General features: G+C 62.1%; 23 protein-coding genes and 2 tRNA genes. 7 read left to right on the top strand and 18 right to left on the bottom strand.

Annotated features, from left to right (window positions below):
* Positions 1-7 precede the first annotated feature (7 nt).
* Positions 8-1,486 (top strand): mannosyltransferase, encoded by a 1,479-nt coding sequence (locus LUA85_RS10160; protein ID WP_231469301.1) that lies wholly within the window; start codon positions 8-10, stop codon positions 1,484-1,486.
* Here the strand turns inward: LUA85_RS10160 and phoB are convergent.
* The 10 genes from phoB to recJ all read right to left on the bottom strand — a co-directional run bounded on the left by phoB (position 1,483) and on the right by recJ (position 11,079).
* The gene (phoB, locus tag LUA85_RS10155; protein ID WP_231469299.1) at positions 1,483-2,172 is read right to left on the bottom strand and encodes a phosphate regulon transcriptional regulator PhoB; all 690 of its coding nucleotides are present in this window, start codon (positions 2,170-2,172) and stop codon (positions 1,483-1,485) included. The two genes, LUA85_RS10160 and phoB, sit on opposite strands and share 4 nt — an antisense overlap.
* A 75-nt stretch (positions 2,173-2,247) precedes the next feature.
* Positions 2,248-2,931: a phosphate signaling complex protein PhoU gene (gene phoU / locus LUA85_RS10150; protein ID WP_231469297.1), complete on the bottom strand. Its 684-nt coding sequence runs from the start codon at positions 2,929-2,931 to the stop codon at positions 2,248-2,250.
* A 23-nt stretch (positions 2,932-2,954) separates the two neighbouring features.
* Positions 2,955-3,701 carry a phosphate ABC transporter ATP-binding protein PstB gene (gene pstB, locus LUA85_RS10145; protein ID WP_231471833.1) on the bottom strand — a complete coding sequence of 249 codons (747 nt, stop codon included), beginning with the start codon at positions 3,699-3,701 and terminating at the stop codon, positions 2,955-2,957.
* A gap of 82 nt (positions 3,702-3,783) precedes the next feature.
* The gene (gene pstA, locus LUA85_RS10140; RefSeq protein WP_371823671.1) at positions 3,784-5,070 is read right to left on the bottom strand and encodes a phosphate ABC transporter permease PstA; all 1,287 of its coding nucleotides are present in this window, start codon (positions 5,068-5,070) and stop codon (positions 3,784-3,786) included.
* Entirely contained in the window at positions 5,063-6,445 is a 1,383-nt protein-coding gene (pstC, locus tag LUA85_RS10135; RefSeq protein ID WP_231469295.1) for a phosphate ABC transporter permease subunit PstC, read from the bottom strand. The genes pstA and pstC overlap by 8 nt, the downstream gene beginning before the upstream one ends.
* Before the next feature lie 16 nt (positions 6,446-6,461).
* Positions 6,462-7,502 carry a substrate-binding domain-containing protein gene (locus tag LUA85_RS10130; protein WP_231469293.1) on the bottom strand — a complete coding sequence of 347 codons (1,041 nt, stop codon included), beginning with the start codon at positions 7,500-7,502 and terminating at the stop codon, positions 6,462-6,464.
* Positions 7,503-7,576: 74 nt separating this feature from the next.
* Positions 7,577-8,773, bottom strand: a complete 1,197-nt coding sequence (locus LUA85_RS10125; RefSeq protein WP_231469291.1) for a cell wall metabolism sensor histidine kinase WalK — start codon at positions 8,771-8,773, stop codon at positions 7,577-7,579.
* Between the two features lie 231 nt (positions 8,774-9,004).
* Positions 9,005-9,079, bottom strand: a tRNA-Glu gene (locus tag LUA85_RS10120).
* 70 nt (positions 9,080-9,149) lie between these two features.
* A tRNA-Glu gene (locus LUA85_RS10115) sits at positions 9,150-9,224 on the bottom strand.
* A 79-nt stretch (positions 9,225-9,303) separates the two neighbouring features.
* A complete protein-coding gene (recJ, locus tag LUA85_RS10110; protein WP_231469288.1) occupies positions 9,304-11,079 on the bottom strand; it encodes a single-stranded-DNA-specific exonuclease RecJ in 1,776 nt (591 codons plus the stop codon).
* Between the two features lie 147 nt (positions 11,080-11,226).
* Between recJ and LUA85_RS10105 the strand changes: the two genes are divergently transcribed.
* The 5 genes from LUA85_RS10105 (at position 11,227) to LUA85_RS10085 (ending at position 14,349) form a co-directional block, all read left to right on the top strand.
* Positions 11,227-11,565: a hypothetical protein gene (locus tag LUA85_RS10105; protein ID WP_231469286.1), complete on the top strand. Its 339-nt coding sequence runs from the start codon at positions 11,227-11,229 to the stop codon at positions 11,563-11,565.
* Between the two features lie 74 nt (positions 11,566-11,639).
* Entirely contained in the window at positions 11,640-12,494 is an 855-nt protein-coding gene (locus LUA85_RS10100; protein ID WP_231469285.1) for a hypothetical protein, read from the top strand.
* A gap of 4 nt (positions 12,495-12,498) precedes the next feature.
* A complete protein-coding gene (locus tag LUA85_RS10095) occupies positions 12,499-12,978 on the top strand; it encodes a flavodoxin family protein (RefSeq protein WP_231469283.1) in 480 nt (159 codons plus the stop codon).
* Positions 12,979-13,081: 103 nt separating this feature from the next.
* Positions 13,082-13,816: a hypothetical protein gene (locus tag LUA85_RS10090; protein ID WP_231469281.1), complete on the top strand. Its 735-nt coding sequence runs from the start codon at positions 13,082-13,084 to the stop codon at positions 13,814-13,816.
* Positions 13,807-14,349: an AHH domain-containing protein gene (locus LUA85_RS10085; RefSeq protein WP_371823670.1), complete on the top strand. Its 543-nt coding sequence runs from the start codon at positions 13,807-13,809 to the stop codon at positions 14,347-14,349. The genes LUA85_RS10090 and LUA85_RS10085 overlap by 10 nt, the downstream gene beginning before the upstream one ends.
* On the opposite strand, the gene LUA85_RS10080 is transcribed toward LUA85_RS10085, so the two are convergent.
* The 8 genes from LUA85_RS10080 to miaA all read right to left on the bottom strand — a co-directional run bounded on the left by LUA85_RS10080 (position 14,346) and on the right by miaA (position 23,251).
* The gene (locus LUA85_RS10080; protein WP_231469279.1) at positions 14,346-15,326 is read right to left on the bottom strand and encodes a nitronate monooxygenase family protein; all 981 of its coding nucleotides are present in this window, start codon (positions 15,324-15,326) and stop codon (positions 14,346-14,348) included. The two genes, LUA85_RS10085 and LUA85_RS10080, sit on opposite strands and share 4 nt — an antisense overlap.
* Positions 15,327-15,456: 130 nt before the next feature.
* On the bottom strand, positions 15,457-17,127 hold the full coding sequence (gene leuA / locus LUA85_RS10075; RefSeq protein WP_231469278.1) for a 2-isopropylmalate synthase: 1,671 nt from the start codon (positions 17,125-17,127) through the stop codon (positions 15,457-15,459).
* Positions 17,128-17,380: 253 nt separating this feature from the next.
* Positions 17,381-18,040 (bottom strand): YceI family protein, encoded by a 660-nt coding sequence (locus LUA85_RS10070; protein ID WP_231469275.1) that lies wholly within the window; start codon positions 18,038-18,040, stop codon positions 17,381-17,383.
* Positions 18,041-18,118: 78 nt separating this feature from the next.
* Positions 18,119-18,451 (bottom strand): I78 family peptidase inhibitor, encoded by a 333-nt coding sequence (locus LUA85_RS10065; protein ID WP_231469273.1) that lies wholly within the window; start codon positions 18,449-18,451, stop codon positions 18,119-18,121.
* A gap of 137 nt (positions 18,452-18,588) precedes the next feature.
* A complete protein-coding gene (ilvC, locus tag LUA85_RS10060) occupies positions 18,589-19,608 on the bottom strand; it encodes a ketol-acid reductoisomerase (protein ID WP_231469271.1) in 1,020 nt (339 codons plus the stop codon).
* A gap of 190 nt (positions 19,609-19,798) precedes the next feature.
* Entirely contained in the window at positions 19,799-20,314 is a 516-nt protein-coding gene (gene ilvN / locus LUA85_RS10055) for an acetolactate synthase small subunit (RefSeq protein ID WP_231471830.1), read from the bottom strand.
* 14 nt (positions 20,315-20,328) lie between these two features.
* Positions 20,329-22,077 carry a biosynthetic-type acetolactate synthase large subunit gene (gene ilvB / locus LUA85_RS10050; protein WP_231469269.1) on the bottom strand — a complete coding sequence of 583 codons (1,749 nt, stop codon included), beginning with the start codon at positions 22,075-22,077 and terminating at the stop codon, positions 20,329-20,331.
* Between the two features lie 199 nt (positions 22,078-22,276).
* The gene (gene miaA / locus LUA85_RS10045; RefSeq protein WP_231469267.1) at positions 22,277-23,251 is read right to left on the bottom strand and encodes a tRNA (adenosine(37)-N6)-dimethylallyltransferase MiaA; all 975 of its coding nucleotides are present in this window, start codon (positions 23,249-23,251) and stop codon (positions 22,277-22,279) included.
* Between miaA and serB the strand changes: the two genes are divergently transcribed.
* Positions 23,244-24,128 (top strand): phosphoserine phosphatase SerB, encoded by an 885-nt coding sequence (gene serB / locus LUA85_RS10040; protein WP_231469265.1) that lies wholly within the window; start codon positions 23,244-23,246, stop codon positions 24,126-24,128. The two genes, miaA and serB, sit on opposite strands and share 8 nt — an antisense overlap.
* Positions 24,129-24,175: the final 47 nt, after the last annotated feature.

Here is a 24,175-nt window from a genome sequence, read left to right as displayed (position 1 = left end):
GCGGGGGGTGCGCGAAACGATCTGCCGCAAAGGGTTCGATCCGGCCCTTCTGGCGCTGATGGCGCTGGCGCTGGCAGTTCGGGTGCCCATTGCGTGGCTGACCGTCTATCACCACGCGGACGAGGTCTGGCAATATATCGAACCGGCCTATGGCGTGGTGACCGGTGACTGGATCAGGACGTGGGACATTCGGCTTGGCATACGCAGCTGGCTGATTCCCTTGTTCATGCTGCCCCCGGTCTGGCTGGGCTACACCATAGATCCGTTGGGCGAGCTGCACCTTGTCCTGCCGCGCCTGATGATGGCGTTCGTCTCACTGGGCACCGTCTGGGCGGGGTGGGCGCTGGGGCGGCGGATTAGCCGGGGCCATGCCATCGCGGCGGGGTTCGTGGCAGCGGTCTGGATCGATTTTGCCTACTTCGCCTCGCGCACTTCAAGCGATACGTTTTCGGTTCTGGCGATCCTGCCGGGGCTGGCGCTGCTCTATCGCTTTCGCGATACGGGCAATATCCGGCAGGCCTGGGCTGCGGGCTTTCTGCTGGGGCTGGGTGTTATTGCGCGCTTTCCACTGGGGCCGGCAGTAGCCATCCCGTTTCTTTGGGCAGGACGGGCCGATTTTCGCAAGGCCTGGCCTGCGTTGTTGGGTGGCGCGTCGCTGGCGGTGCTGTGCGATGTTCTGGCCAACGCAGCGATGGGGCAGGCGCCGCTGCTGTGGATCATGCGCAATGTGCTGGCGAACATCGTGGACAACCGAAGTCACGCTTTCGGTCTGGAGCCGCCGGACTGGTATCTGCGGGTGCTGGCGTGGCAGTGGCAATATGTCGCCGCCGCCCTGGCACCGGTGCTGGTGCTGGGGGCAAGACGCTATCCCATGCTGCTGTTGACCGCGCTGGCGGTGATCGCGGTGCATTCGGCCGTCGGCCACAAGGAATACCGCTTCATCCTTCTGGCGGTATCGTTACTGGTGCTGATCGCGGCAATCGGCTCGGTCGATCTGGCAAGCTGGTGGGCAAAGCGGGGCGGCAAGGCTTTGTCGAACACGATGCTGGCGGGGGTGCTGGCGCTCTGGCTCGGTGCATCACTACAGGTTGGCGCCACCGAGCCGTTCCGCATCAATTGGAATGTAGGCAAGGCACCATTGCGCGCGATGCAGACCGTGCGGAACCAGCGTGGGCTATGCGGGGTGGCGACTTACCGGATACGCGACGTTCCGTTCATTTCGCGCGCGGTTTTGAACCGCGATGTCCCTGCGTTGCTGATCAATACCCAAGCAGCCGCCAAGGTTGCGCAGGGCCGCTTCAATGTGGCGATCGCACCGATTGAGCATATTGGCGAATTGCCGCAGAATTACCGCTTTGTCGGGTGCATGTCGCCCACGACCCCGTTGTTCGAACAGCAGTATTGCGTGCTTGCGCGGCCGGGACCATGCACCGAAAAGCCGGGCCTGCTGGACTACAATGTCGCGCTAAAACGCATGGACCGTTAGACGCCTTCGAGCGCATATCCGGCCGAACGAACGGTGCGTACCGGGTCTGCTGCACCGGGAATGGCGACAGCCTGGCGCAAGCGGCGGATGTGGACATCCACGGTGCGCAGTTCGATATCGCTGCCGCTGCCCCACACCGCATCGAGCAGTTGCCCGCGCGAGAATACGCGGCCGGGGTGTTCCATGAAGTGGCGGAGCAGGCGAAATTCGGTAGGGCCAACCTTCATCGGTGTGCCACGCCGCATCACACGGTGCGCAGTGGGATCGAGCGACAGGTCACCCACGGTGATCGTTTCCCCGGCAAGGGCAGGGCGCACACGGCGCAGCACTGCGCCGACACGGGCGATCAGTTCGCGCGGCGAGAACGGCTTGGTGACATAATCGTCCGCGCCGATTTCCAGCCCGCGAATGCGATCGTCTTCATCCGACCTGGCGGTGAGCATGATGATCGGGACGTGCGCCGTTTCCTTGTTGCGGCGCAGGCGGCGGCACACTTCGATGCCGCTGGTCCCGCCGATCATCCAATCCAGCAGGACAAGGTCAGGCGCGTCTTCGGCGGCGAGCAGCAGGGCTTCGTCGCCATCGTCGGTGGTGCGAACGTCGTAGCCCTCACCGCGAAAGCGGTATTCGACCAGTTCGGCAAGCGCCGTATCGTCTTCAACCAGCAGCAGTTTCGGAGCAGGCACGCAAACCTCCATGACAGTCAGTTTGCTGAAGCACGACTATTGTTACCGCGATATGACGGCGTTCAAATAAGCGCCTCAGGCCGGGGGAATGACCTCTTCGCGTTCGGGCAATTTCTCGCCCGTCGCTGCGTAGTACACCATTTCCGCGATGTTGGTGGCATGATCTCCGATGCGTTCGATATTGCGCGCAACGAACAGGAGCTGGGCAGCTGTGCTGATCGTGGCGGGGTCTTCGACCATGAACGATATCAGATTGCGGAAGATCGAATCGTAGAAGGCATCGACCTTGGAATCGCGCTGGACGATCTCGGTTGCGACCACGGGATCGCGTGCCGCGAAGGCAGTGAGCACATCGTGGACCATTTCGGCGGCGAGATCGTTCATCGCCGGGATGAGCGTCAGCGGCTCGAACCGGCGGCGGCCTTCGATGATACCCACGCGCTTGGCGATGTTCTTGGCGTAATCGCCGATCCGCTCGATCACCCCGGCGATCTTGAGCGCCGCGACGACTTCGCGCAGATCGTCGGCCATGGGTGCGCGCAGGGCGAGCACCCGGATGGCCAGCTTGTCGACTTCGGCTTCCAGCTGATCGATGCGCTTGTCGCGGGCGATAACGCCCGCGGCCATGTCGTGATCGGCCCGGATCAGCGCGTCCATGGCCTCGGACACGGAAAGCTCGGCCAGGCCGCCCATTTCCGCAACAAGGCCGCGCAGCCGGGTGATGTCGTCGTCGAATGCCTTGACGGTATGTTCAGCCACGTTTCGATCCTTGCCCCTGCCGCTCAGCCGTAGCGCCCGGTGATGTAATCCTTGGTCCGTTCTTCACGCGGATTGGTGAAGATATCGGAAGTCTTGCCGTATTCGACGACCTTGCCAAGATGGAAGAATGCCGTGCGCTGCGATACGCGGGCGGCCTGCTGCATCGAATGCGTGACGATGACGATGGCGTAGCGTCCGCGCAACTCGTCGATCAGTTCCTCGATACGGGCGGTGGCGATGGGGTCGAGCGCCGAGCACGGCTCGTCCATCAGGATCACTTCGGGATCGACTGCAATGGCGCGCGCGATGCACAGGCGCTGCTGCTGTCCGCCCGAAAGTGCGGTACCGCTGTCATGCAGGCGATCCTTGACTTCGTCCCACAATCCGGCGCGGCGCAGCGATTGCTCGACGATCTCGTCAAGCTCGGCCTTCGATCCGGTGATGCCGTGAATGCGCGGCCCATAGGCGATGTTTTCGTAGATCGACTTGGGGAACGGATTGGGCTTCTGGAAGACCATGCCCACCCGCGCGCGCAATTGCACCACGTCCATGCCGGAACGGTAGATATCATCGCCATCAAGCAGGATTTCGCCTTCGACACGCGCATTGGCAATGGTGTCGTTCATGCGGTTGAGCGAGCGCAGGAAGGTTGATTTGCCACAGCCCGACGGGCCGATGAACGCGGTGACATAGCGCTGCGGAATCTCGATGGAGACATCGTCGATCGCGCGCTTGTCGCCATAGAACACCGAGACGTTCTTTGCGTTCATCTTGAGCGGCGCGTCGAAGTATGGCGCAGTGTCGGCCTTTACTTCGGTGTGAACCACAGTCTGGATCGGTTCAGCGTTCATTTTACCACCGTTTTTCGAAGCGGTTGCGCAAGTAGATCGCAAGGCCGTTCATAAGAAGCAGGAAGACGAGAAGGACGACAATTGCTGCGCTGGTGCGCTCGACAAAGCCGCGGTCGATCTCGTCGGACCACAGGAAAATCTGGACCGGCAACACGCTTGACGGCGATGTGAAGTCGGACGGGGCGGTGGCCACGAACGCACGCATGCCGATCATCAGCAGCGGCGCGGTTTCGCCCAGCGCGCGGGCCATGCCGATGATCGTGCCGGTCAGGATGCCGGGCAGGGCCAGCGGCAGCACATGATGGAACACGACCTGAACCTTGCTTGCACCGATGGCGAGCGCAGCATCCCGGATCGAGGGTGGCACCGCCTTGATCGCGTTGCGGCCCGAAATCACGATGACCGGCATTGTCATCAAGGCCAGCGTCATGCCTCCGATCAGCGGGGCCGAGCGCAGGTTAGGGAACATCGCAAGGAAAACCGCCAGTCCCAGCAGGCCGAAGATGATCGAAGGAACAGCCGCCAGATTGTTGATCGAAATTTCGATCCATTCGGTCCAGCGGTTCTTGGGCGCGTATTCTTCGAGGTACAGTGCCGAAAGCACACCGACAGGAAAGGCCAGGATCAGCGTGACGAACATCGTCAGCATCGAGCCTTTGAGCGCCCCCCAGATGCCGACCGACTGCGGGCTGGTTGCATCCGAACGGCTGAGGAAGCCCTTGTCGAAAGCGCGGACGAGCTTTCCTTCGCTCACCAGTTTTCGGGCAACCTCCTGCAAGGCCGGATCGCCTTCGCCGCGCTGAGCCTTGGCAAGATCATCGCTTGCGGGCAACGATACCGAGATCGTGCCGCTCAGCCGTGAGGGTTCCTCGATCAGATGTTCGGCAACTTCACGCCAGGCGCCCTGGGCGAGCAGATCGTCGGCATCGGGACCGAGTGCAGCCTTGGCCGCGCCTTCGACCACCTTGGGCAGCCCCGCCAGTTCAAGTCCGCCAAGCGGATCGGGCTGGGTCAGGCGTTCGGCATCGATCTGCATCGCGCCCGCCATCGGGATCTCGATCCGCAATTCGCTGCGCTGGAAACCGGCGAAGCCTGCTGAACTCATGTTCACCAGCAGGAACAGCAGCATCAGCGCGGAAAATGCGACGGCAGAAAAGCCGATCCAGCGGAAGCGCCTGTCTGCGGCGCGGCGGCGCGCCAGGCCGCGCTCCATCATGGCGTGGCGACGCGCCTGCACGGTCGATGCATCGGCTGCGGGAGTGGTGCTCATCGCGGGGGCCTCAGTCATATGCTTCGCGGTAGCGTTTCACCACGCGCAGCGCGATGAAGTTAAGGGCCAGCGTGACAAGGAACAGCACCATCCCCAGCGCGAACGCCGACAGCGTGGCGGGGTGATCGAAGCTGCCTTCGCCGGTAAGCATGGCGACGATCTGGAAGGTGACCGTGGTCATGCTTTCGAACGGGTTGGCGGTAAGATTGGCCGATGCGCCAGCGGCCATGACAACGATCATGGTTTCGCCAATGGCGCGGCTGATCGCCAGCATCACACCCGCGACGATGCCCGGCAAAGCGGCGGGAACGAGGACCTTGGTGATCGTTTCGGCAGTGGTTGCGCCCATGGCAAGGCTGCCGTCGCGCATGGCCTGCGGAACCGCGGCTATGCTGTCGTCTGCCATGGATGACACGAACGGGATGATCATCACGCCCATGACCAGCCCTGCGGCAACCGCGCTTTCGGTCGACGCGCTGGATATGCCGATGGCCTGTGCCGCATCGCGTACCATCGGAGCCACGGTCAGCGCCGCAAAGTAGCCGTAGACCACGGTGGGGACGCCCGCGAGAATTTCGAGAAGCGGCTTGATAACCTTGCGCACACCGCCGCTGGCATACTGCGTCAGGAAGATCGCGCTCATCAGGCCAAGCGGAATGGCTACCAGCATCGCGATGATCGCGCCAATATAAATCGTACCCCAGAACAGCGGGATCGCGCCGTAATCGCCACCGTCCGGCGCGCCGCTGCTCATCGGATCGGGCGACCAATGGGTGCCGAACAGGAAATCGAGGGGAGAGACCATGCCAAAGAAGCGCACGGTTTCGAACACGAGGCTGGCGATGATGCCGATGGTGGTCAGTACCGCAACCAGCGACGCAATCAGCAACAGCGACATGACCGAGCGTTCGACGCGGGTGCGCGCCGTAAAATCGGGCTTCAGGCGCATGAAGGCAAATGCACCGCCGGCAAAGGCGATCAGAATGCTGACCGCCAGGCCGATCGAGCCATAGAGCGAGATCGCGGTCCGGTAGGGGGCGATCAGCGCCTCCGCTTCCTGGTTGAACACGCCGAACGCGCGCCCTTCGGCAACGGCGCGGGCTTCAGCGAGCAGCGTTTCGCGCTCAAACCCGAAGGCAGGCAGCGTCGAGGCTGCGGGATCTGCCAGAACGTGCGACGTGATCAGCATCGGGCCGATCACATTCCACAGCCCGGCGAACAGCAGGGTGGGCACCGCAATCCACAGGGCAACGTACCAGCCATGGAAACCGGGCAGGGAGTGGAGGCGGACCTCCGGCGCGGCACGCCGGAAAGCCCATGCCCGCGACCGTGCCGCCAGCCAGCCGAGCAGGCCCAGCCCGAAGGCTAGCAATAACAGAATGGCTGACGACATGACCCCCGGTATTCCCTTATTTCAACTGCGAACCGTCAAGAACCGGAAGGTCGTTAACAGTCTTGGCGCTGGCGGCAAGCACATCGTCGGGTGCGACGACCATGCCGAGCTTCGCAAGCGCGCCATCCTTGCCCCAAAGCTTTGACCATTCCGTGACAAATCCCTGAAGTCCGGGAATTGCCTTCAAATGGGCTTTCTTGACGTAGATATAGAGCGGGCGGGCGCCGGGATAGCTGAAGTCGGATATGGTGGCGTAAGTCGGCGTAATCCCCTTCATCGTCAGGCCCTTGATTCGGCCTGCATTTTCTTCAAGGTACGAAAAGCCGAAGATGCCGATGGCCTTGGGATTGGCTTCGATCTTCTGGACGATCAGGTTGTCGTTCTCGCCCGCATCGACATAGGCGCCGTCATCGCGAACTTCGCCGCAGGTCTTTTCGTGGGCATCCTTGTCGCTGTCTTTCAGCGCCTTCATTTCCGCGTTCTCGTCACAACCCTTGACGAGGATCAGTTCCTTGAGCGCATCGCGGGTGCCCGAAGTCGAAGGGGGGCCATAGACGAGGATCGGCAGGGCGGGGAGCGCCGGATTTACGTCCTTCCAGGTCTTGGCGGTCTGCGGCTTGCCATAAGGATTGCGGGCCAGCGCCTTGTAAACGTCTTCCGGGGTCAGTGCGATACCGGGGCCGCCCTGGGCTTCGGCAAAGGCGACGCCATCAAGGCCTACCTGGATTTCGACGATGTCCTTGACGCCGTTCTTCTGGCAATCTTCAAATTCGGACATCTTCATGCGGCGCGATGCGTTGGCAATGTCTGGTGTCTGCGCGCCGACACCGGCGCAGAACAGTTTCATGCCAGCGCCGGTGCCGGTCGATTCGATGATCGGCGACTTGAGCGACGGGTCGGACTTGGCGAGCGATTCAGCCACAGCCTTGGCAAAAGGATAGACCGTTGATGAGCCAACCGCGCGAACCTGATCGCGCGTACCGCCATCCTGCGAACCGCAGCCTGCGAGCGAAAGTGCGCCAAGCGCGGCGGCGGAAAGCGCAATTGTACGAATCATCGACATGGTATGGACCCTATCCCTATTGGCATGGCGGCCAATGCGACGGTTGCATGACAGCTTTATGACAGCGATCAGGCGGCAGGAAAAGCGGGAGTAGCCGCAATCGGCGCGGCCAGCGGGATACGGACCGAAACCGTCGTGCCAACGCCCATGGTGCTGGAGATATCCAGCTTGCCGCGGTGCCGTTCGACGATGTGCTTGACGATGGCGAGGCCCAGTCCCGTGCCCCCTGCCGTGCGGCTGCGGCCGGGATCGGTGCGATAGAAGCGACGTGTCAGATAAGGCAGGTGATCGGGGTGGATACCCTCGCCCTGATCCGTAACCGTGAGCTGGGCTTCGCCGGCGCCGACGGTGATGCGGACTTTTACCGGGGCAACCGGATCGCCGTACTTGAAGGCATTGTCGATCAGGTTCCGCACAAGTTGGTCAAGCTGCTGACGATCCCCGCCGACGATGGCTTCGGTCGTGTCGATCTCCAGCCGCCCTTCGCCTGCTGTCATGGCCACTTCGCTGCCGATGCTGCCGACCAGCTGGCCAAGATCGATGCGGTCGCGCGGAAGTTCGTGTTTTTCGGCCTCAATGCGCGAGAGCGACATCAGGTCTTCGACCAGGCTTTGCAGCCGACGACTTTCGCGCAGGACCGTGGCGTGAAACTTGGCAGCGGTCACTTCGTCAACCTTGGCATCGGGATCGGCGAGCGTCTCGATATAGCCGATGATCGACGCCAGCGGCGTACGCAGTTCGTGGCTGGCATTGGCCACGAAATCGGTGTGCGCGCGGCTGATGTCGGCCTCGGCCGTGCGGTTGACCATTTCGATCAGAGAAAAGCGTTCGTCGATCGGTACGCGGCTGACCTGCCAGATGCTGCGCGCGCCGGTCAAACCGCGCACAAGCGCACGGCCTGCGGGCTTTTCGAGCAGGCGGATCGCTTCGGGATGGCGCAGCGCGACGCGCGCGTCCTGACCGACCAGATGCGTGCCCAGCTCTTCGCGCGCTGCGGCATTGGCGGCAGCAATGCGCTGGCCGTCAAGCATCAGTACCGGCAATCCGAAAGGTTCGACCAGTTCGATCATGGTCTGGCGCGATACACTGCCATCGTCGCGGGTTATCGTGTCGACCGTCGGTTCCGGCCGTGCCAGCCACAGCGTGGCAAGCCAAACCACCAGGACCGAAACGGACATCCAGAACCCTGCGCCGCCAAGGTACATCACGATAGCGGTGCACAGGGCCACGAATATGCTGGGGAGGGGCAACGACAAGCCAGTCATCGAATCACGCCGTTTGGTCTGCCCGCAATCTGCGAATCGCCAACCGGTTCGGCCAGCTTTGGAACGCCCGGATAGTCGACCACGCCAACCCTGCGCAAGCGCAGTGCATCGCCGTCAAATTTTGCAGCATTGGTTGCCAGTATAATGTGTGAAGAAATGCGGCCTGTTGGACCTTCGCGGGACGCTTTTGCTTATCGTTCAGCACAGGCCCTGCAAAATCAGATGGCTGGCTGGTGACCCCTACGGGAATCGAACCCGTGCTTCAGCCGTGAGAGGGCCGCGTCCTAACCGCTAGACGAAGGGGCCGACTGTACAGGCCTTGCTATGCGTGCTGTCACCATCCGGGCATTTCCGTCCGGGATTGCCCGGAAGAAGATGGTGACCCCTACGGGAATCGAACCCGTGTTTCAGCCGTGAAAGGGCCGCGTCCTAACCGCTAGACGAAGGGGCCAGTGGGCTTGCGCCGCTGGGCAGGTCCGCGCCTCTAAGGGGAGGATGGCGGGGCGTCAAGCAGCATGTTACGAAAAAGTTCAGTCCGCAAAGGCAGCGTCCTCGACATGCAGTTCTGCGGCAGGCCTGCTTGCCCAATCGTCGATCTTCGCGCGGCCCGCCAGCCAGAAGTGGCGCCCGCGCGAACCGTGCAGAAGGGCCTGCCCCAGTTCGGTCTGTGCGGCCCGAAAGGCGATTGCCTTGAACGAACGTCCGTCGGCGCCGCTTGCCACCATGCGGACATGATCGGTGCCGACAAGATCGGATTTGACCAGTCTGACCGGACCCACTGCCACGCGAGGACCGGGCCAGCCCACGCCAAAGGGACCTGCTGTTTCCAGTGTCTCGACCAGGTCCGGCGTCAGTCCGCCGGGGCTGAGGGAAAGATCGAGCAGGAGCGACTGCGATGCGCGCGCGCCGGATATGTCACGAGCCAGCCTGTCATCCAGCCAGTCGCCCAGTTCGGACAGCCGCGCCGGATCCATGGTGAGGCCGCAGGCCATGGCATGGCCGCCGCCGGCGATCAGCAATCCGGCTGAGCGAGCTGCCATGATCGCCGATCCAAGATCGACACCGGCGATGGAACGGCCCGATCCCTTGCCATTGCCCGCCTCGTCAGCATCGAGCGCGATCACCAGGGCAGGCTTGCCGGTCTTTTCCTTGATCCGTCCGGCGACGATGCCGATCACGCCGGGGTGCCACCCGTGTCCGGCCAGTACAAGCACTGCGCGGTTGTGCTGTGCGGCAACTTGCGCCTCTGCGGCTTCCTGCACTTCCTGCTCGATCCCGCGCCGTTCCTCGTTCAGCAGGGAAAGCTGCGCAGCGATGGAGCGCGCCTCGTCGGGGTCCTGCGTGGTCAGCAGGCGCACGCCGAGCGTCGCCTCGCCCACACGTCCGCCTGCATTGATACGCGGGCCGAGCGCGAAGCCGAGATCGCTGCAGGTGGGCGCGCGATTGAGACGGCTGGCGTCGATCAGCGCGGCAAGGCCGACATTCTCGCGCCGCGCCATGATCTTGAGACCTTGGCTGACCAGCGCGCGATTGAGGCCCTTGAGCTGCGCCACATCGGCAACGGTGCCGAGTGCGACCAGATCGAGCAGGCGCATCAGATCGGGGGCCTTGCGCTTTTCAAAATGGCCACGGGTGCGCAATTCGCGCACCGTGGCGATGGCGAGCAGGAACGCCACGCCAACTGCGGCCAGATGGCCGTGCGATGCCGCCTCGTCGCATTCGTCCAGTCGGTTGGGGTTGACCAGCGCGGCAGTAACCGGAAGCTCTGACGAGCACTTGTGGTGATCTACGACGATAACGTCTACGCCGACCGCATGGGCGGCGGCCAAAGCCTCGTGCGCCATTGCCCCACAATCGACCGTCACGATCAGGCTCGACCCTTCGCGCGCCAGACGGACCAGCGCTTCGCCCGATGGGCCGTAGCCTTCCAGCAGGCGGTCGGGAATATAGGGGCGGGCGGCAACGCCAAGATCGCGCAGGAGCAGGATCAGCAAGGCAGCACTGGTCGCTCCATCCACGTCATAATCACCGTAAATGGTGATCTGTTCGTTCGCCAGGATCGCGTCGGACAAACGACGCGCGGCGCTGTCCATATCGCGGAAAATCGAGGGATCAGGCAGGAAATCGCGCAGGGTGGGGCGACGGTGACGCTCCAGATCATCGCGCGCCACACCACGTGAGAGGAGCAATTGCGTGACAAGATCGTCGCCGGGCGCACTGTGCGCGCCGCCCATGTCCATGTTTCCGCCGCGCCAGCGCCAGGCCTGGCCGGAAAGAGATCGTGTTATGGAAGTGACTGGAATCATCTGCTTGCGCTATACCATGTGGCGAACGCCGGAAAGAGCAAGCAGGAGTGCGGTTGCGCACGATCAATGACTTGTCATCCCGGCATATGGTCGCATCGAATTTGCCAGCGGTCAGTCGTGACCGAACTTCGCAAGGAGGATGGAGCAATGCGTATCAGCAAGGGAAAATGGGCGGCGTTCGGCGTGGTGCTGGCAGGGGCAGGGGCGGCAGGCATCCTGGCCCAGCAGACCACGGGGCCGGTCGCCCGCTATGAAATGCGGGCCGAGACGATGTCGGGTTTCGGCGGCGGCATGACTGGCGGACAGGGGGCTGGCGGAGGCCAGGGCGGTATGGCGGCGGCGATGTCGATGGCGTTCGGCGGCGCGCCCAAGGCGCAGCACGCGCTGTGGCTGGATCTGGGATCGACCCGCGCGCAGTCGGCGCCAGCCCTAAGGCCGATCACTTCATGCCGACGGGGGCCAAACTGGGCAAATCGGTCGCCTTGAAGACTCCGGTCAATACACCGGGCAAGCCTGCCTCAGAGCCGGGCACAACGGATTTTCAACGTCCCAAAGGTCGCATGCTGATCTTCTGGGGGTGCGGCGAACACGCGCCCAAGGGCCAGCCCGTCGTGATTGACTTCAGCAAGCTGGCGGCAGGTCAGGTGCCTCCGGGATTGTTCAGCAGCGCGGTTCCGATGGATCGCTGGGTCTCGCCTTCGTCAAGCAAGACCTATGGCCACTGGCCTTCGGACGACGGCAAGTCTGCGCGGCCTGACACCTCGTTGATCGGGGCGCACCGGGTTGCGGGCAATTATTCGCCGGACATGGCATTCACATTGTCAAAGGATTTCATGGCACCGCTCAATGCTACCAACGCCGTGCAGCAGAATGGGGCAACGCTTGTGCGGTGGAATGCCGTGCCCGATGCCACCGGCTATTATGCCATGGTGATCGGGGGCAAGCAGGCACCCAAGGGGCAGGAGATGACAGACATCGTGTGGTGGTCATCCAGCGCAACGCGTGAGTTCGGCGGCGGCCTTTCGGACTGGCTTGCTCCCGCCACGGTGGCTCGCCTGGTTGCCGCGAAGACAGTCATGGCACCGCAAACCACCACATGCACCGTCCCGGCAGAAGTGAAGGCGGCCGCGCCCGATTTCATGTTCGGCACGTTGCACGCCTATGGCCCTGAGGAATCGTTCGCTTATCCGCCCAAACCTGCTGATCCCAAGGCGAAGTGGGCGCTGGAATGGACGGCGCGGATCCGGCATCGGTCCACGACCGGCTTCCTTGTGGGGGTTGAAGGATTTGGCGCAGCGCAGCCGGAAGCCGCACAGACGCCACAGTGCAAGCCAAAGAAGAAGGGTTTCGGCGGGTTGCTTGGCGGCGCCATCGGCGGTGCCTTGGGCGTTCCGGGTGCAGGAGACGGTTGCTGATGCGATGCTGTTGATCGTCTGGCACAGTCGCACAGGGACGGCACAGGCCATGGCACAGGCTGCCTTCAAGGGCGGACTGGCTGAAGGGCCATGCCGTCTGCTGGGTGCCGGGGAGGCTGCGGTGGCAGACCTGCTGGATGCGCGTGGCTATCTGTTCTGCTGCCCGGAAAACCTGGGCACGATGACCGGTGCCATGAAGGAATTTTTCGACCGAACCTATTATCCGGTGCTGGGTCGGATCGAAGGTCGCCCCTATGCCACGATCATCGCAGCCGGAACGGATGGAACGGGCGCGCAGAGCCAAATCGATCGGATCGCCACCGGCTGGCGCCTTCGCCGCGTGGCCGAGCCACTGATCGTGCGCAATGGCGCACAAACGCCCGACGCAATCCTGTCTCCCAAATGCGTCCCTGCTGAAACGTTGCAATCCTGTTGCGATATGGGACAGGCCCTTTCTGGAGGTATTGGCCTAGGAGTTTTCTAGGCTTCTCGCTCTATAGAACGGTTTGAGCTTCCCCGTGTGTCTGGCGGACTCGACGGCAAGGGGGCGATTGTGCCAATTCGGACAAAATTGAAGCGGGGTTTACGTGGAAGCAAGTGATCAGTCTCCTGACTGCGCGCCACTCGCCGCTCTGCTCTACGATACTGGATCGGTCCCCGGTATCGACGAGTTGATGGGTGCGGCAGAGGGCTACGGTGAATTTACGGTGAGTCACGTCCCGGCAGCAGGCGAAGGCTGGGCCGAAGTCGTGCGTGATGGCCTGACGTTCGATCTGCGCGGCCTTTCCGGTGGCGCCGCGCTTGACCCGCCAGCGATCGCGCATGCTGTGGGCATGCAGCCGGGTGACGATCTGGCATCGCTGCGGATTTGCCCTGGACCCCATCTTGCCGGTGCGCAGCGGTTGCTTCCGGTGATTCGCGTGGGCGCCGCACTTGCCATGTCGCTGTCGAAAATCGGACGGCCCCGCGCCATTTGCTGGATTCCTGCACGAAATGCCGTCGCACCGGAACTATTTAATCGGGCGGTGAAACCCTGGCTGGAAGGTGGGCCATTTCCCGCCATGGCTTTGGCATCGCTGCACCGAATGCCCCGCGGGGGAATCGGCTCCGAAGGTCTCAAGTTTTTGATCGGGCAGGAGTTTTCGCTGGTTGGCGATACCCTGAAAGGCCCGGATCACCTTGCGCGTGTGGCGGTCCGGCTCGTCGACTGGCTGGTCGCACATGGGCCGGTGGTGGAAGACACAGAGGTAGTTCTTGCCGGAACGGGAGCAGTCTTTCTTGAGGCGCAGACCAACACAAGTATCGTTGCAAGGTGTGCCTGAATCGCAAACCGACTTGTGAAGGAAGAAGGGCGTTGCCGTTTGGCAGCGTCAATGTGGCGGGCCAACCGGGCTACGCGCCGGGTTTGCAGCGGCATCACCTGATCCCTCGGCAAGTGCTGGGATCGCAAGCACTTGGGCGAATGATTGCCCGCCTCGGACTCGACCGTCTTGGATTTCACGATTTTCGCAGGAATGGATTGCTGTTGCCGGCATCTGAAGTGACAGCATTGCGGATCGGCCTGCCGCTGCATCGCGGTCCACATCGCAGCTATAACGAGCTGGTCATGGAACGAGCAGGCCAGATCGAGGCCCGTTGGACAAGCGAGCGGTCCGCAGGTTCGCCGCAAGCCGATTTCGAGGCCTTGATGCGCTTCGATCTTTTGCAGCGCGCCTTGCGGCGGAAACTGCTCGATCCGCGTTCCTGGTCACGCAAGCCGCTCAACGCGCACGATCCGGCGCTGGACTTCGGCCACCTTGATGAAATGGCGGACCTTTTGTGGTCAGCGACCAGTTGGACGCCCAAAGCGGCCTAACGCAGGAAAGCCGCGGTATTGGCGCACAATTCCGCAGCGGCATCGCGATATTCCCGCTCAAAGCGCGAAACGCGATCGGCTACGGACTCCACCGCAGTGATGGTGCCGATGCCCTGTCCCGACCCCCAGATATCCTTCCATGCCTTGACCGCGCTATTGCCACCAGACCCGAAATTCATCTTGGCAGGATCGCTGACCGGTAGATTGTCGGGGTCGAGACCTGCCCTGAGGATCGAGGCGCGCAGATAGTTGCCGTGGATGCCGGTAAACAGGTTGGAATAAATGATGTCGTCCGCGCGGGAATCGACAATGGCCTGCTTGTAGGCCTGTTCGGCCCGCGCTTCGTCCGTCGCAATCCATGCCGACCCGATATAGGCGAAATCAGCCCCCAGCGCCTGTGCAGCCAGGATCGAACGACCATGGGCGATCGCCCCTGAAAGTGCGACAAGGCCACCAAACCACTGCCGGATTTCCTGCATCAGCGCGAATGGTGATTGCGCGCCGGCGTGGCCGCCAGCACCCGCCGCAACGGGAACAAGGCCGTCAGCGCCTTTCTCGATCGCCTTGCGGGCAAAACGATCATTGGTCACATCATGCAGGACGATGCCGTTCCAGCCATGAGCCGCCTGGTAAACGTCTTCACGTGCGCCAAGCGATGTGATGAGCAACGGCACTCGCCACTTTTCGCACATCGCCATGTCTTCATCGAGACGATTGTTGGTCTTGTGGACGATCTGGTTGACCGCGAAGGGCGCGGCGGGGCGAGCCGGGTTGCTGCGGGTGTACGCGGCCAGCTCTTCGGTTATCTGATGAAGCCATTCGTCGAGCTGGCTGGCGGGGCGGGCATTGAGCGCTGGAAAGCTGCCGACGATCCCCGCTTTGCATTGGGCGATGACCAGTTCCGGGCACGATATGATGAACATCGGCGATGCAATCACAGGCAGTCGCAAGTTCGCGAAAAGCGGGGGCAACGGCATGCGGCTTGATCCTCGCACAGTTTATTAATTGTACGGTTAAGGTGTAAGCCTCGGCTACGCGCATGTCAAAGGCAAGGGACACCTGCCATTTGGGCGGAGACGGGCAGCACCTGCCGCCCGTCGCCACTGATTACAATGCTGCGTTTGCTGCACTCAGCACCGCGCGGACGCTGGCGGTGGCCACGTCCTCGTCAATGCCGACACCCCAGATCGTGCGGCCATCGGGAAGAACGCATTCGACATAGGCCGCGGCGCGGGCGTTGCTGCCCGATCCCATGGCGTGTTCCGAGTAGTCGGTGATATCGATGTTCACGCCAAAGCCATCGCGAACGGTGGCGACGACTGACGAGATCAGGCCGTTACCACGACCGGAAACGGACTGGACCTTGCCATCGACCTCGATCTTGCCGGCAAAGATGCGGGTGCCATCGGAACCGCGTCCTTCTTCGTAGTCGACCAGTTGGAAATGCTGCGGCGCGTCGAGCCGGTAGGCCTTGCGGAACACGCCCCAGATGTCAGCCGCGTGCAGTTCGCGGCCCAGTTCGTCGGCCAGTGCCTGGACATGGCGTGAGAAGTGGGCCTGCATCTTCTTTGGCAGCTTGAGGCCCTGGTCCTGCTCCAGCACCCAGGCAAAGCCGCCTTTGCCGGACTGCGAATTGACGCGGATCACCGCTTCGTAGCTGCGGCCAAGATCGGCGGGGTCGATCGGCAGATAGGGCACCGACCACAGATCGTCGTTGCGCTGTTCCTGCGCAGCAAAGCCCTTCTTGATCGCGTCCTGATGGCTGCCGGAAAAGGCGGTAAACACCAGCTCGCCGCCATAGGGGTGGCGCGGATGGACAGGCAACTGGTTGCAGTATTCAACCGTCTGGATCACTTCGTCGATGTTCGAGAAGTCCAGCTCCGGGTCGATCCCCTGCGTGTAGAGGTTCAGCCCGACCGTGACGAGGCAGCAGTTCCCGGTACGCTCACCATTGCCGAACAGGCAGCCTTCCACGCGATCCGCGCCAGCCATCAGGCCCAGTTCCGCCGCTGCAACGCCAGTGCCCCGGTCGTTGTGCGTGTGCAGCGAAATGATTGCGCGGTCGCGATTCGGCAGGTTGCGGCAGAAGTATTCGATCTGATCTGCATAGATGTTCGGCGTCGATGCCTCGACCGTGGCGGGCAGGTTGAGGATGATCGGATGATCGACCGTGGGTTGCAGCACGTCCATCACCGCTTCGCAGCATTCGATGCTGAAATCGACTTCCGCGGTGGAAAAGGTTTCCGGGCTATATTCGAAATGCCAGTCGGTCTGCGGGAAGCGGGCGGCCTGATCGCGCAGGACCTTGGCGCCATCGCTGGCGATCTTTTTAACGTCTGCCTTGTCCATGCCGAACACGACCTGTCGCCACAGCGGGGATACCGCATTGTAGACGTGGACGATGGCCTGTTTTGCGCCTGCCAGGCTTTCGAAGCTGGTGCGGATCAGGTCTTCGCGCGATTGCGTCAGCACCTGAACGAATACGTCGTCAGGGATGCGGCCTTCATCGACCAGGCTGCGGATAAAGTCATATTCCGTGGCGCCAGCGCTGGGGAAACCAACCTCGATTTCCTTGAGGCCGATTTTCACCAGAAGATCGAAGAAGCGGGCCTTCTTTTCGGCATCCATCGGATCGATCAGCGACTGGTTGCCATCGCGCATGTCCGTCGACAGCCAGCGTGGGGCCTTTTCGATCACGCGTGAAGGCCACTGACGGTCGGGCAGGTTTATCTGCGGAAACGCGCGATACTTGACCGAAGGGTTTTTCAGCATGGTCATGGTAATTCTACTCGACTGGAAAATTGACTGGAACTGGTTCTCGCTTCCCCTGGGCGCCGCCGCGCGCCGCAAGGCGACACGTCAGCTCACGCCCAAGGGCGGATAAGTCGCAGGGTAAGGTCCAGTCGAGCGGTCATGGCACATGCCTATGGTGAATCGTTGCGCGATTGTCCAGATTGAATGCACATTTCCGGGCAAAGGAAAGCCCGAAGCCACTGGTGGCTCCGGGCGCTATCCTCAGCCGTGGAGGGTGTTACTTCTTTTCGAACGCCACCGTGATGTTCAGCTTCACTTCGTCTGCAACGAAGGGAAGGCCCATCTTCACATTGAAATCCGAACGCTTGATCATGGCCGTGCCGTGGAAACCAAGCGTTGCGGCCTTGCTGAAAGGATTGGTTCCGGCACCGGCAAAGGTGGCTGCAACGGCAACGGGCTTGGTTACGCCGTTAAGCGTCAGATCGCCGTTGATCGTGGCGGACGTGCCATCCGCACCGGGCACGACGCTGGTCGAAACGAACGTCGCATCGGCCGGGGTGGCCCCGAAGAAGTCGGCAGGCTTGCCCTCAGCGCCGGGTTTCAGCAGATGGGCGGTAAGGCCGGGGCTGGCGGTAATTACCTTCGAAACCGGAATCTTGACCGAGACCTTCGACGCGGCGGGATTGGCAGGATCGATCGAAAGTGTGCCGGTCACGTCGCCGAACAAGCCGAAATAATCGTTGAACCCGAAGTGGTTGACCGTCCACGCTACCAGCGAGTGGCTGGCGTCTGCGGTATAAGTACCGGCAACGACGCGCGTCTTGTCAGCCTTGCCCGGAACTTCCGGCATCTGGGCAACCATGGGCGCCGCGGCAGCGGCGAGGGCGAGGGGAAGCGCAACCTTCAGGGCGCGCGGCATCTTGGGGAGGAACTGCATCGGGGGATCTCCAGATTCCATAAGGGTGGCAATGGAATGCCCCAGTGCGGCGGTTGGCACAAGCAGCCGATTGTACCGTCAACCGCAGCGCATGGTCCTGATCCGGTCGGCATCGTCAAGGATCACGTTCAGCCGGTTCGGCGCGAAATCCTGAGTTACCGCTGCGCCGGGCCTGATCCAGCGAATCCGTTCGTGACCGGCGGCTTCGCTGACGTTTTTGCGCACCGGTGCCGTGGCGATGGATCCGACGAAATTGAGAGCGGCACGCATCCCGCAAAGGTCGATGTGTTTGGCTGCGGTGGACGGCGCTGGCGCGACGGGTCGCTGCGCCATGTCGGCGGCGGCACTTGCGGAAACCGCAGGAACGCAAGACAGGCACAACGAGGCCGCGCTGATCGACGATCTGAACACGATGTGGACCCTCTCCCGCCGATTATCTCCAAAATGGAGAAGTATCATCGGCAGCAATTCCGTCCACCGCTTTCGTCGATCACGCGCGGCCGTTTGTCGGAAAAGGTAGCCTGCGCCTGCAAGCTACCTGTTTCCGCTCAGTTCTTGGTCTGGTCTACCAGCTTGTTTGCGCCGATCCATGGCATCATCGCGCGCAGCTTTGCGCCGGTTTCCTCGATCGGGTGACGCTTGGCAAGGCCACGCGCTGCCTTGAGTTCCGGCTGACCGGCGCGGTTGTCGAGCACGAAAGCCTTGACGAAACGGCCCGACTGGATGTCGTCCAGAACGCGCTTCATTTCCTTCTTGGTTTCGTCGGTGATGATGCGCGGTCCGATCGTGATATCGCCATATTCGGCGGTGTTCGAGATCGAATAACGCATGTTGGCGATGCCGCCTTCATACATCAGGTCAACGATCAGCTTCAGTTCGTGAAGGCATTCGAAATAGGCCATTTCCGGTGCGTAACCGGCTTCGACCAGGGTTTCGAAACCGGCCTGGACCAGTGCGGTCGCGCCGCCGCACAGCACGGCCTGTTCGCCGAACAGATCGGTTTCGCATTCTTCGCGGAAGTTGGTTTCGATGATGCCGCTGCGGCCACCGCCAACGCCCGAAGCATAGGCAAGGCCGATATCGTGTGCGTTGCCGGTCACGTCCTGATGGACCGCGATAAGGCAGGGCACACCGCCGCCGCGCTGATATTCGCTGCGCACGGTGTGGCCGGGGCCTTTTGGCGCGATCATGATGACGTCGATGTCAGCGCGCGGTTCGATCAGGCCGAAGTGGATGTTGAGACCGTGCGCGAAGGCAATGGCTGCGCCGGGCTTCAGATTGGCGTGAAGATCGTCGGCATAGATCGCGGCCTGATGTTCGTCGGGCGCGAGGATCATGAGCACATCTGCCCATGCGGCGGCATCGGCGTTGGCGAGGACCTTGAAGCCCGCAGCTTCGGCCTTCTTGGCGCTGGCCGAGCCCGGACGCAGCGCGATGGCGACATCCTTGACGCCGGAATCGCGCAGGTTCTGCGCATGGGCGTGGCCCTGCGAACCATAGCCGAGGATGGCGATCTTCTTGTCGGTGATCAGGTTGAGATCACAATCGGCGTCGTAATAAACCTTCATTGTTCTTCCCTCTGTTCGTGCCTTTGTTCCTGATCGTCATGCTGAACTTGTTTCAGCATCCATCGTGCCGCGTGTTCTGTGTTCGCCGGAGAAGGCGGTGATTGGGGCATGATGGCCCCTGAAACAAGTTCAGGGTGACGAGTGGGGGATGGCTACGGTTGCGTGTTGGTTAGAGTGTTTTTCGTGAAATTTACGCCGCAGTCGCACCGCGAACCATGCCGACAATCCCGGTGCGGCCGACTTCGACCAGCCCCAGTTCCTTCATCAGCGATACGAAGCTGTCGATCTTTTCGGGTGTGCCGGTCAGTTCGAAAATGAAACTCGCCGTTGTGGTGTCTACCACCTTGGCACGGAACACATCGGCCAGACGCAGCGCCTCGACGCGGTTCTCGCCCTTGCCCGAAACCTTGATCAGCGCCAGTTCGCGTTCGACGAATGGCCCGATTTCGGTGAGATCGGTCACCTTGTGGACCGGCACCAACCGCTCCAGTTGCGCCCGGATCTGATCGATCACCGGCGGCGGACCGTGCGTGACGATCGTGATACGGCTGAGATCGTGCCCGTCGGTAATGTCCGCCACGGTCAAACTGTCGATATTGTAGCCGCGCGCGGTGAACAGCCCTGCGATCTTGGCGAGGATGCCCGCTTCGTTATCGACCGTGATGGTGAGGACGTGGCGCTCCTGCGCCTCTTCGTGAATGTGCATCATGTCGAGGTTCCTCACACCAGCGCCTTGGCTTCGTCGTCCATCGTGCCGGCAACCTCGTCACCATAGAGGATCATTTCGGTATGCGCGGCGCCTGACGGGATCATCGGGAAGCAATTGGCTTCCTTGGCGACAAGACAATCGACGAAGACCGGGCCATCGTGATCCATCATCGCCTGGATGCCGGCATCAAGTTCGCTCTCGTCCGTGATGCGAATGCCCTTCCAGCCATAAGCTTCGGCAAGCTTCACGAAATCGGGCAGACTGTCCGAGTACGAGTTCGAGTAGCGGCTTTCGTAGGTCAGTTCCTGCCACTGGCGGACCATGCCCATCCATTCGTTGTTGAGCACGAACACCTTGACCGGCAGGCGATACTGCGTGGCGGTGCCCAGTTCCTGGATGTTCATCTGGATCGAGGCATCGCCAGCAATATCGATCACCAACGCGTCGGGGAAACCCGCCTGTGCGCCGATGGCGGCGGGCAGGCCGTAACCCATCGTGCCAAGTCCGCCCGATGTGAGCCACTTGTTCGGCTTCATGAAGTGGAAGTATTGTGCCGCCCACATCTGATGCTGGCCCACTTCGGTCGAGATGATCGGCTCGCGGTGCCGCGTCAGTTCGTACAGGCGCTCGACCGCGTATTGCGGCATGATCGCCTTGGCCTTGCGCGGATAGGAAAGGCTCTTGCGGTCACGCCAGCCATCGATGCGCGCGTTCCAGGCGGTCAGGTCCTGCGCCTTGTAGCCGCGCGTGTGCCAGGCGTCGATCAGTTGCGCCAGAACCTTGCCGCAATCGCCGACGACAGGCAGGTCGACCCGCACCGTCTTGTTGATAGATGCGCGGTCGATGTCGATGTGGATTTTCTTGCTGTGCGGCGAAAAGGCATCGAGCCGCCCGGTTACGCGATCATCAAAACGCGCGCCGATGCACACGACCAGATCGGCCTGATTCATCGTCAGATTGGCTTCATAGGTGCCGTGCATGCCCAGCATGCCGAGCCACGCCGGATGATCCGCCGGGAATGCGCCAAGACCCATCAGGGTGGAGGTGACGGGCGCGCCGGTCAGTGACTGGAGTTCCTGCAACAGGCGCGCGGCCTGAGGCCCCGCATTGATCACGCCGCCCCCGGTGTAGAATACCGGAGCCTTGGCATTGGCGATTATTTCGATCGCCTGCGCAATTTCCTTCTCACCACCTTCGGTCTGCGGATTGTAGCGGTTGCGCTGCTGCGGGGCGGCGCTGCTCCACGATGCCAGTGCGATCTGCACATCTTTCGGAATATCGATCACGACCGGGCCGGGGCGGCCTTCGGTGGCAATGCGAAACGCCTCGTCAATTGTCGCGGCAAGTTGCGAGGGATCTTTGACCAGATAGTTGTGCTTGGTGCAGTGGCGCGTGATGCCAACGGTATCGGCTTCCTGAAACGCATCGGACCCGATCAGGCCGGTGGGAACCTGGCCGGTGATCACGACCATCGGAATCGAATCCATGAAGGCATCGGCAATGCCGGTAACCGCATTGGTGGCGCCGGGGCCGGACGTGACGAGCACGACGCCGGGCTTGCCGGTGGCGCGGGCATAGCCTTCGGCGGCATGGGCTGCACCAGCTTCATGGCGCACCAGAATATGGCGAATGCGCTCTTCGCCGAACAGCGCGTCATAAATCGGCAGCACCGCACCGCCGGGGTAGCCGAATACGAATTCGACGCCCTTTGCGACCAGGCTTTCGACCAGAATTTCGGCGCCGCTGCGCTCGCTTGTCACGTCACTCAATCCTTCTGCCTGCCACGTCCGGCCGATGGGCCGATAGCCGCGACTGCGATTGTGAAAAACAAAAAATTATCGGCCCGGTGCAGGTTTGCTGCGCCGGGCCGTCTCTCCCCACTTGGGCATCCTCATCATGCATGGCACGGCAAGGACAATTGACGACCTGCTACTTGACACAAAATGCCATGTCAAGCGGCTATATGCGCAATAAACTTGCTGCATGATCGATGTCAATGGAATTTTCGTACGTCACGCGTGGCCAATCGCCCGGATTCTGGTTCCTCGACCAGGTGTACTGCCGTTTGGCATAGCGCCGCGTGGCCTGCTGACCCGCGGTAATCGCTTCATCGGGTGCCATGGCGCCCTGCAGGAATGCCCGAATTTCCGGCACGCCGATGGCGCGCATGACCGGCAGGTCATCGGGCAGGTTGCGCGCGAGCAACGCCTCCACTTCCTCTATTGCGCCACCTTGCCACATCAATGCGAAGCGCAAGTCGCACCGATCGTAGAGCCATTGGCGATCCGGCAGGAGAATCAGGGGCGCAAGGTCCACGGTGTTCGCAATTCCGCCGTGCAATTGCCGCTGCCAGTGAGCGAGGGGCCGGCCGGTCGATCGCACGACTTCGAGCGCGCGGGTGATGCGCTGGGCGTCCGCAGGGGCAAGCAGCGCGGCACGCGCGGGGTCTTCAGCCTGCAATTGCGCATAGGCAATATCCAGCGGCATTGCCCGCACTTGCGTCCGCACATCCGGGTCGATGTCGGGCACGGGCGCGATGCCGTCCAGCAGGGTGCGTATATAAAGGCCGGTGCCGCCGACAAGGATCGGCAGTGCACCGCGCGCGTGGGCGGCCGTGATCTCGATCCTTGCGGCTTTGGCCCAATCGGCGGCGGAGCAGGCCTGCGCACCGTCCCATGCGCCGAACAGCAGGTGAGGCACACCTTGCATTTCCGCTTCAGACGGGCGCGCGCTCAATAGGCGCAGATCGGCATAGACTTGCGCGCTGTCGGCGTTGACGATCACCGCTTCCTGCCCGCGCGCCATTGCCCGCAGGGCAAGTTTTACCGCCAGATCGCTCTTGCCGCTGGCGGTCGGCCCTGCGATTAGCGCGAGCCTTGGCCGACCGGCCGCCCGTTCCACGTTTTCGTCTTCAAAGGAATTCTCGGTGATCATCGCGCGGTTGATAGCAGACCCGGAGACGCTTGGTGACAATCTTGCGCTCGCCATGGAAATGATCGAGGCGCGCGATTGGGAAGTGGCGGGCGCGGGCATGCTCGATACCTGCGACGATGTGCTGGAACTCGAAGTGGTCGATGGCGATGCAGCAGGCATTCGCCAGATACTCGACCAGTGTTTCCCGGAAAGCGATCTGCTGCTGTCTGCTGGGCTGATCGATGTGCCGCATCTGTTCGTGTCCGACATGGATTCGACGATGATCGGGCAGGAATGCATTGATGAACTGGCTGACTTTGCAGGGCTGAAGGATCGCATAGCCGCGATTACCGAACGCGCCATGCAGGGCGAACTCGATTTCGAATCGGCGCTGCGCGAGCGTGTCGCCCTGTTGAAGGACCTGCCCGAAGCTGCAATCCGGCAGTGCCTGGATGAACGTATCCGCCCGATGGCGGGCGCGCGCACGCTTGTTTCGACTCTGAAAGCGCGGGGCTGCTACACCGTTCTGGTAACCGGCGGTTTCCATTCCTTCGCCGATCCGGTCGCGGACCTGCTCGGCTTTGAGCGTGTGGTGGGCAACCGCCTCGGCCTGCATGAAGGCGTGTTGACCGGCGGACTGGTCGGCGGGATCGTCGACAGTTCAGTAAAGAAGCAGGTTCTGCTGGAAGAAGCAGCCCGCCTTGGCAAGGGCGGGCTGAGCCTTGCCACGGGTGACGGTGCAAACGACATTCCGATGATCGAGGCGGCCAGCTTCGGCATTGCCTATCGCGCGAAGCCCAAGGCGCGGGCTGCCGCCGATGGCTGGATCGACCGGGGCGACCTGACATCGATACTTTCGCTGCTAGGTGTACGGCGCGAGGACTGGGTGCTGGATTGACCCGGAATTTACAACGATGTTGATATTGTCCTTGCAGATCGTTCTGG

This window comes from Novosphingobium sp. CECT 9465, from assembly GCF_920987055.1.
Classification (GTDB): Bacteria; Pseudomonadota; Alphaproteobacteria; order Sphingomonadales; family Sphingomonadaceae; genus Novosphingobium.
This window is presented reverse-complemented; position numbering and strand designations above follow the sequence as displayed.

Coding starts and splice junctions, on each gene's coding strand:
- pstB (WP_231471833.1), bottom strand. CDS start 3,701: ATGAACGCAAAGAACGTCTCGGTGTTCTATGGCGACAAGCGCGCGATC.
- pstA (WP_371823671.1), bottom strand. CDS start 5,070: ATGACTGAGGCCCCCGCGATGAGCACCACTCCCGCAGCCGATGCATCG.
- pstC (WP_231469295.1), bottom strand. CDS start 6,445: ATGTCGTCAGCCATTCTGTTATTGCTAGCCTTCGGGCTGGGCCTGCTC.
- LUA85_RS10130 (WP_231469293.1), bottom strand. CDS start 7,502: ATGATTCGTACAATTGCGCTTTCCGCCGCCGCGCTTGGCGCACTTTCG.
- LUA85_RS10125 (WP_231469291.1), bottom strand. CDS start 8,773: ATGACTGGCTTGTCGTTGCCCCTCCCCAGCATATTCGTGGCCCTGTGC.
- recJ (WP_231469288.1), bottom strand. CDS start 11,079: ATGATTCCAGTCACTTCCATAACACGATCTCTTTCCGGCCAGGCCTGG.
- LUA85_RS10105 (WP_231469286.1), top strand. CDS start 11,227: ATGCGTATCAGCAAGGGAAAATGGGCGGCGTTCGGCGTGGTGCTGGCA.
- LUA85_RS10100 (WP_231469285.1), top strand. CDS start 11,640: ATGCTGATCTTCTGGGGGTGCGGCGAACACGCGCCCAAGGGCCAGCCC.
- LUA85_RS10095 (WP_231469283.1), top strand. CDS start 12,499: ATGCTGTTGATCGTCTGGCACAGTCGCACAGGGACGGCACAGGCCATG.
- LUA85_RS10080 (WP_231469279.1), bottom strand. CDS start 15,326: ATGCCGTTGCCCCCGCTTTTCGCGAACTTGCGACTGCCTGTGATTGCA.
- leuA (WP_231469278.1), bottom strand. CDS start 17,127: ATGACCATGCTGAAAAACCCTTCGGTCAAGTATCGCGCGTTTCCGCAG.
- LUA85_RS10070 (WP_231469275.1), bottom strand. CDS start 18,040: ATGCAGTTCCTCCCCAAGATGCCGCGCGCCCTGAAGGTTGCGCTTCCC.
- ilvC (WP_231469271.1), bottom strand. CDS start 19,608: ATGAAGGTTTATTACGACGCCGATTGTGATCTCAACCTGATCACCGAC.
- ilvN (WP_231471830.1), bottom strand. CDS start 20,314: ATGCACATTCACGAAGAGGCGCAGGAGCGCCACGTCCTCACCATCACG.
- miaA (WP_231469267.1), bottom strand. CDS start 23,251: ATGATCACCGAGAATTCCTTTGAAGACGAAAACGTGGAACGGGCGGCC.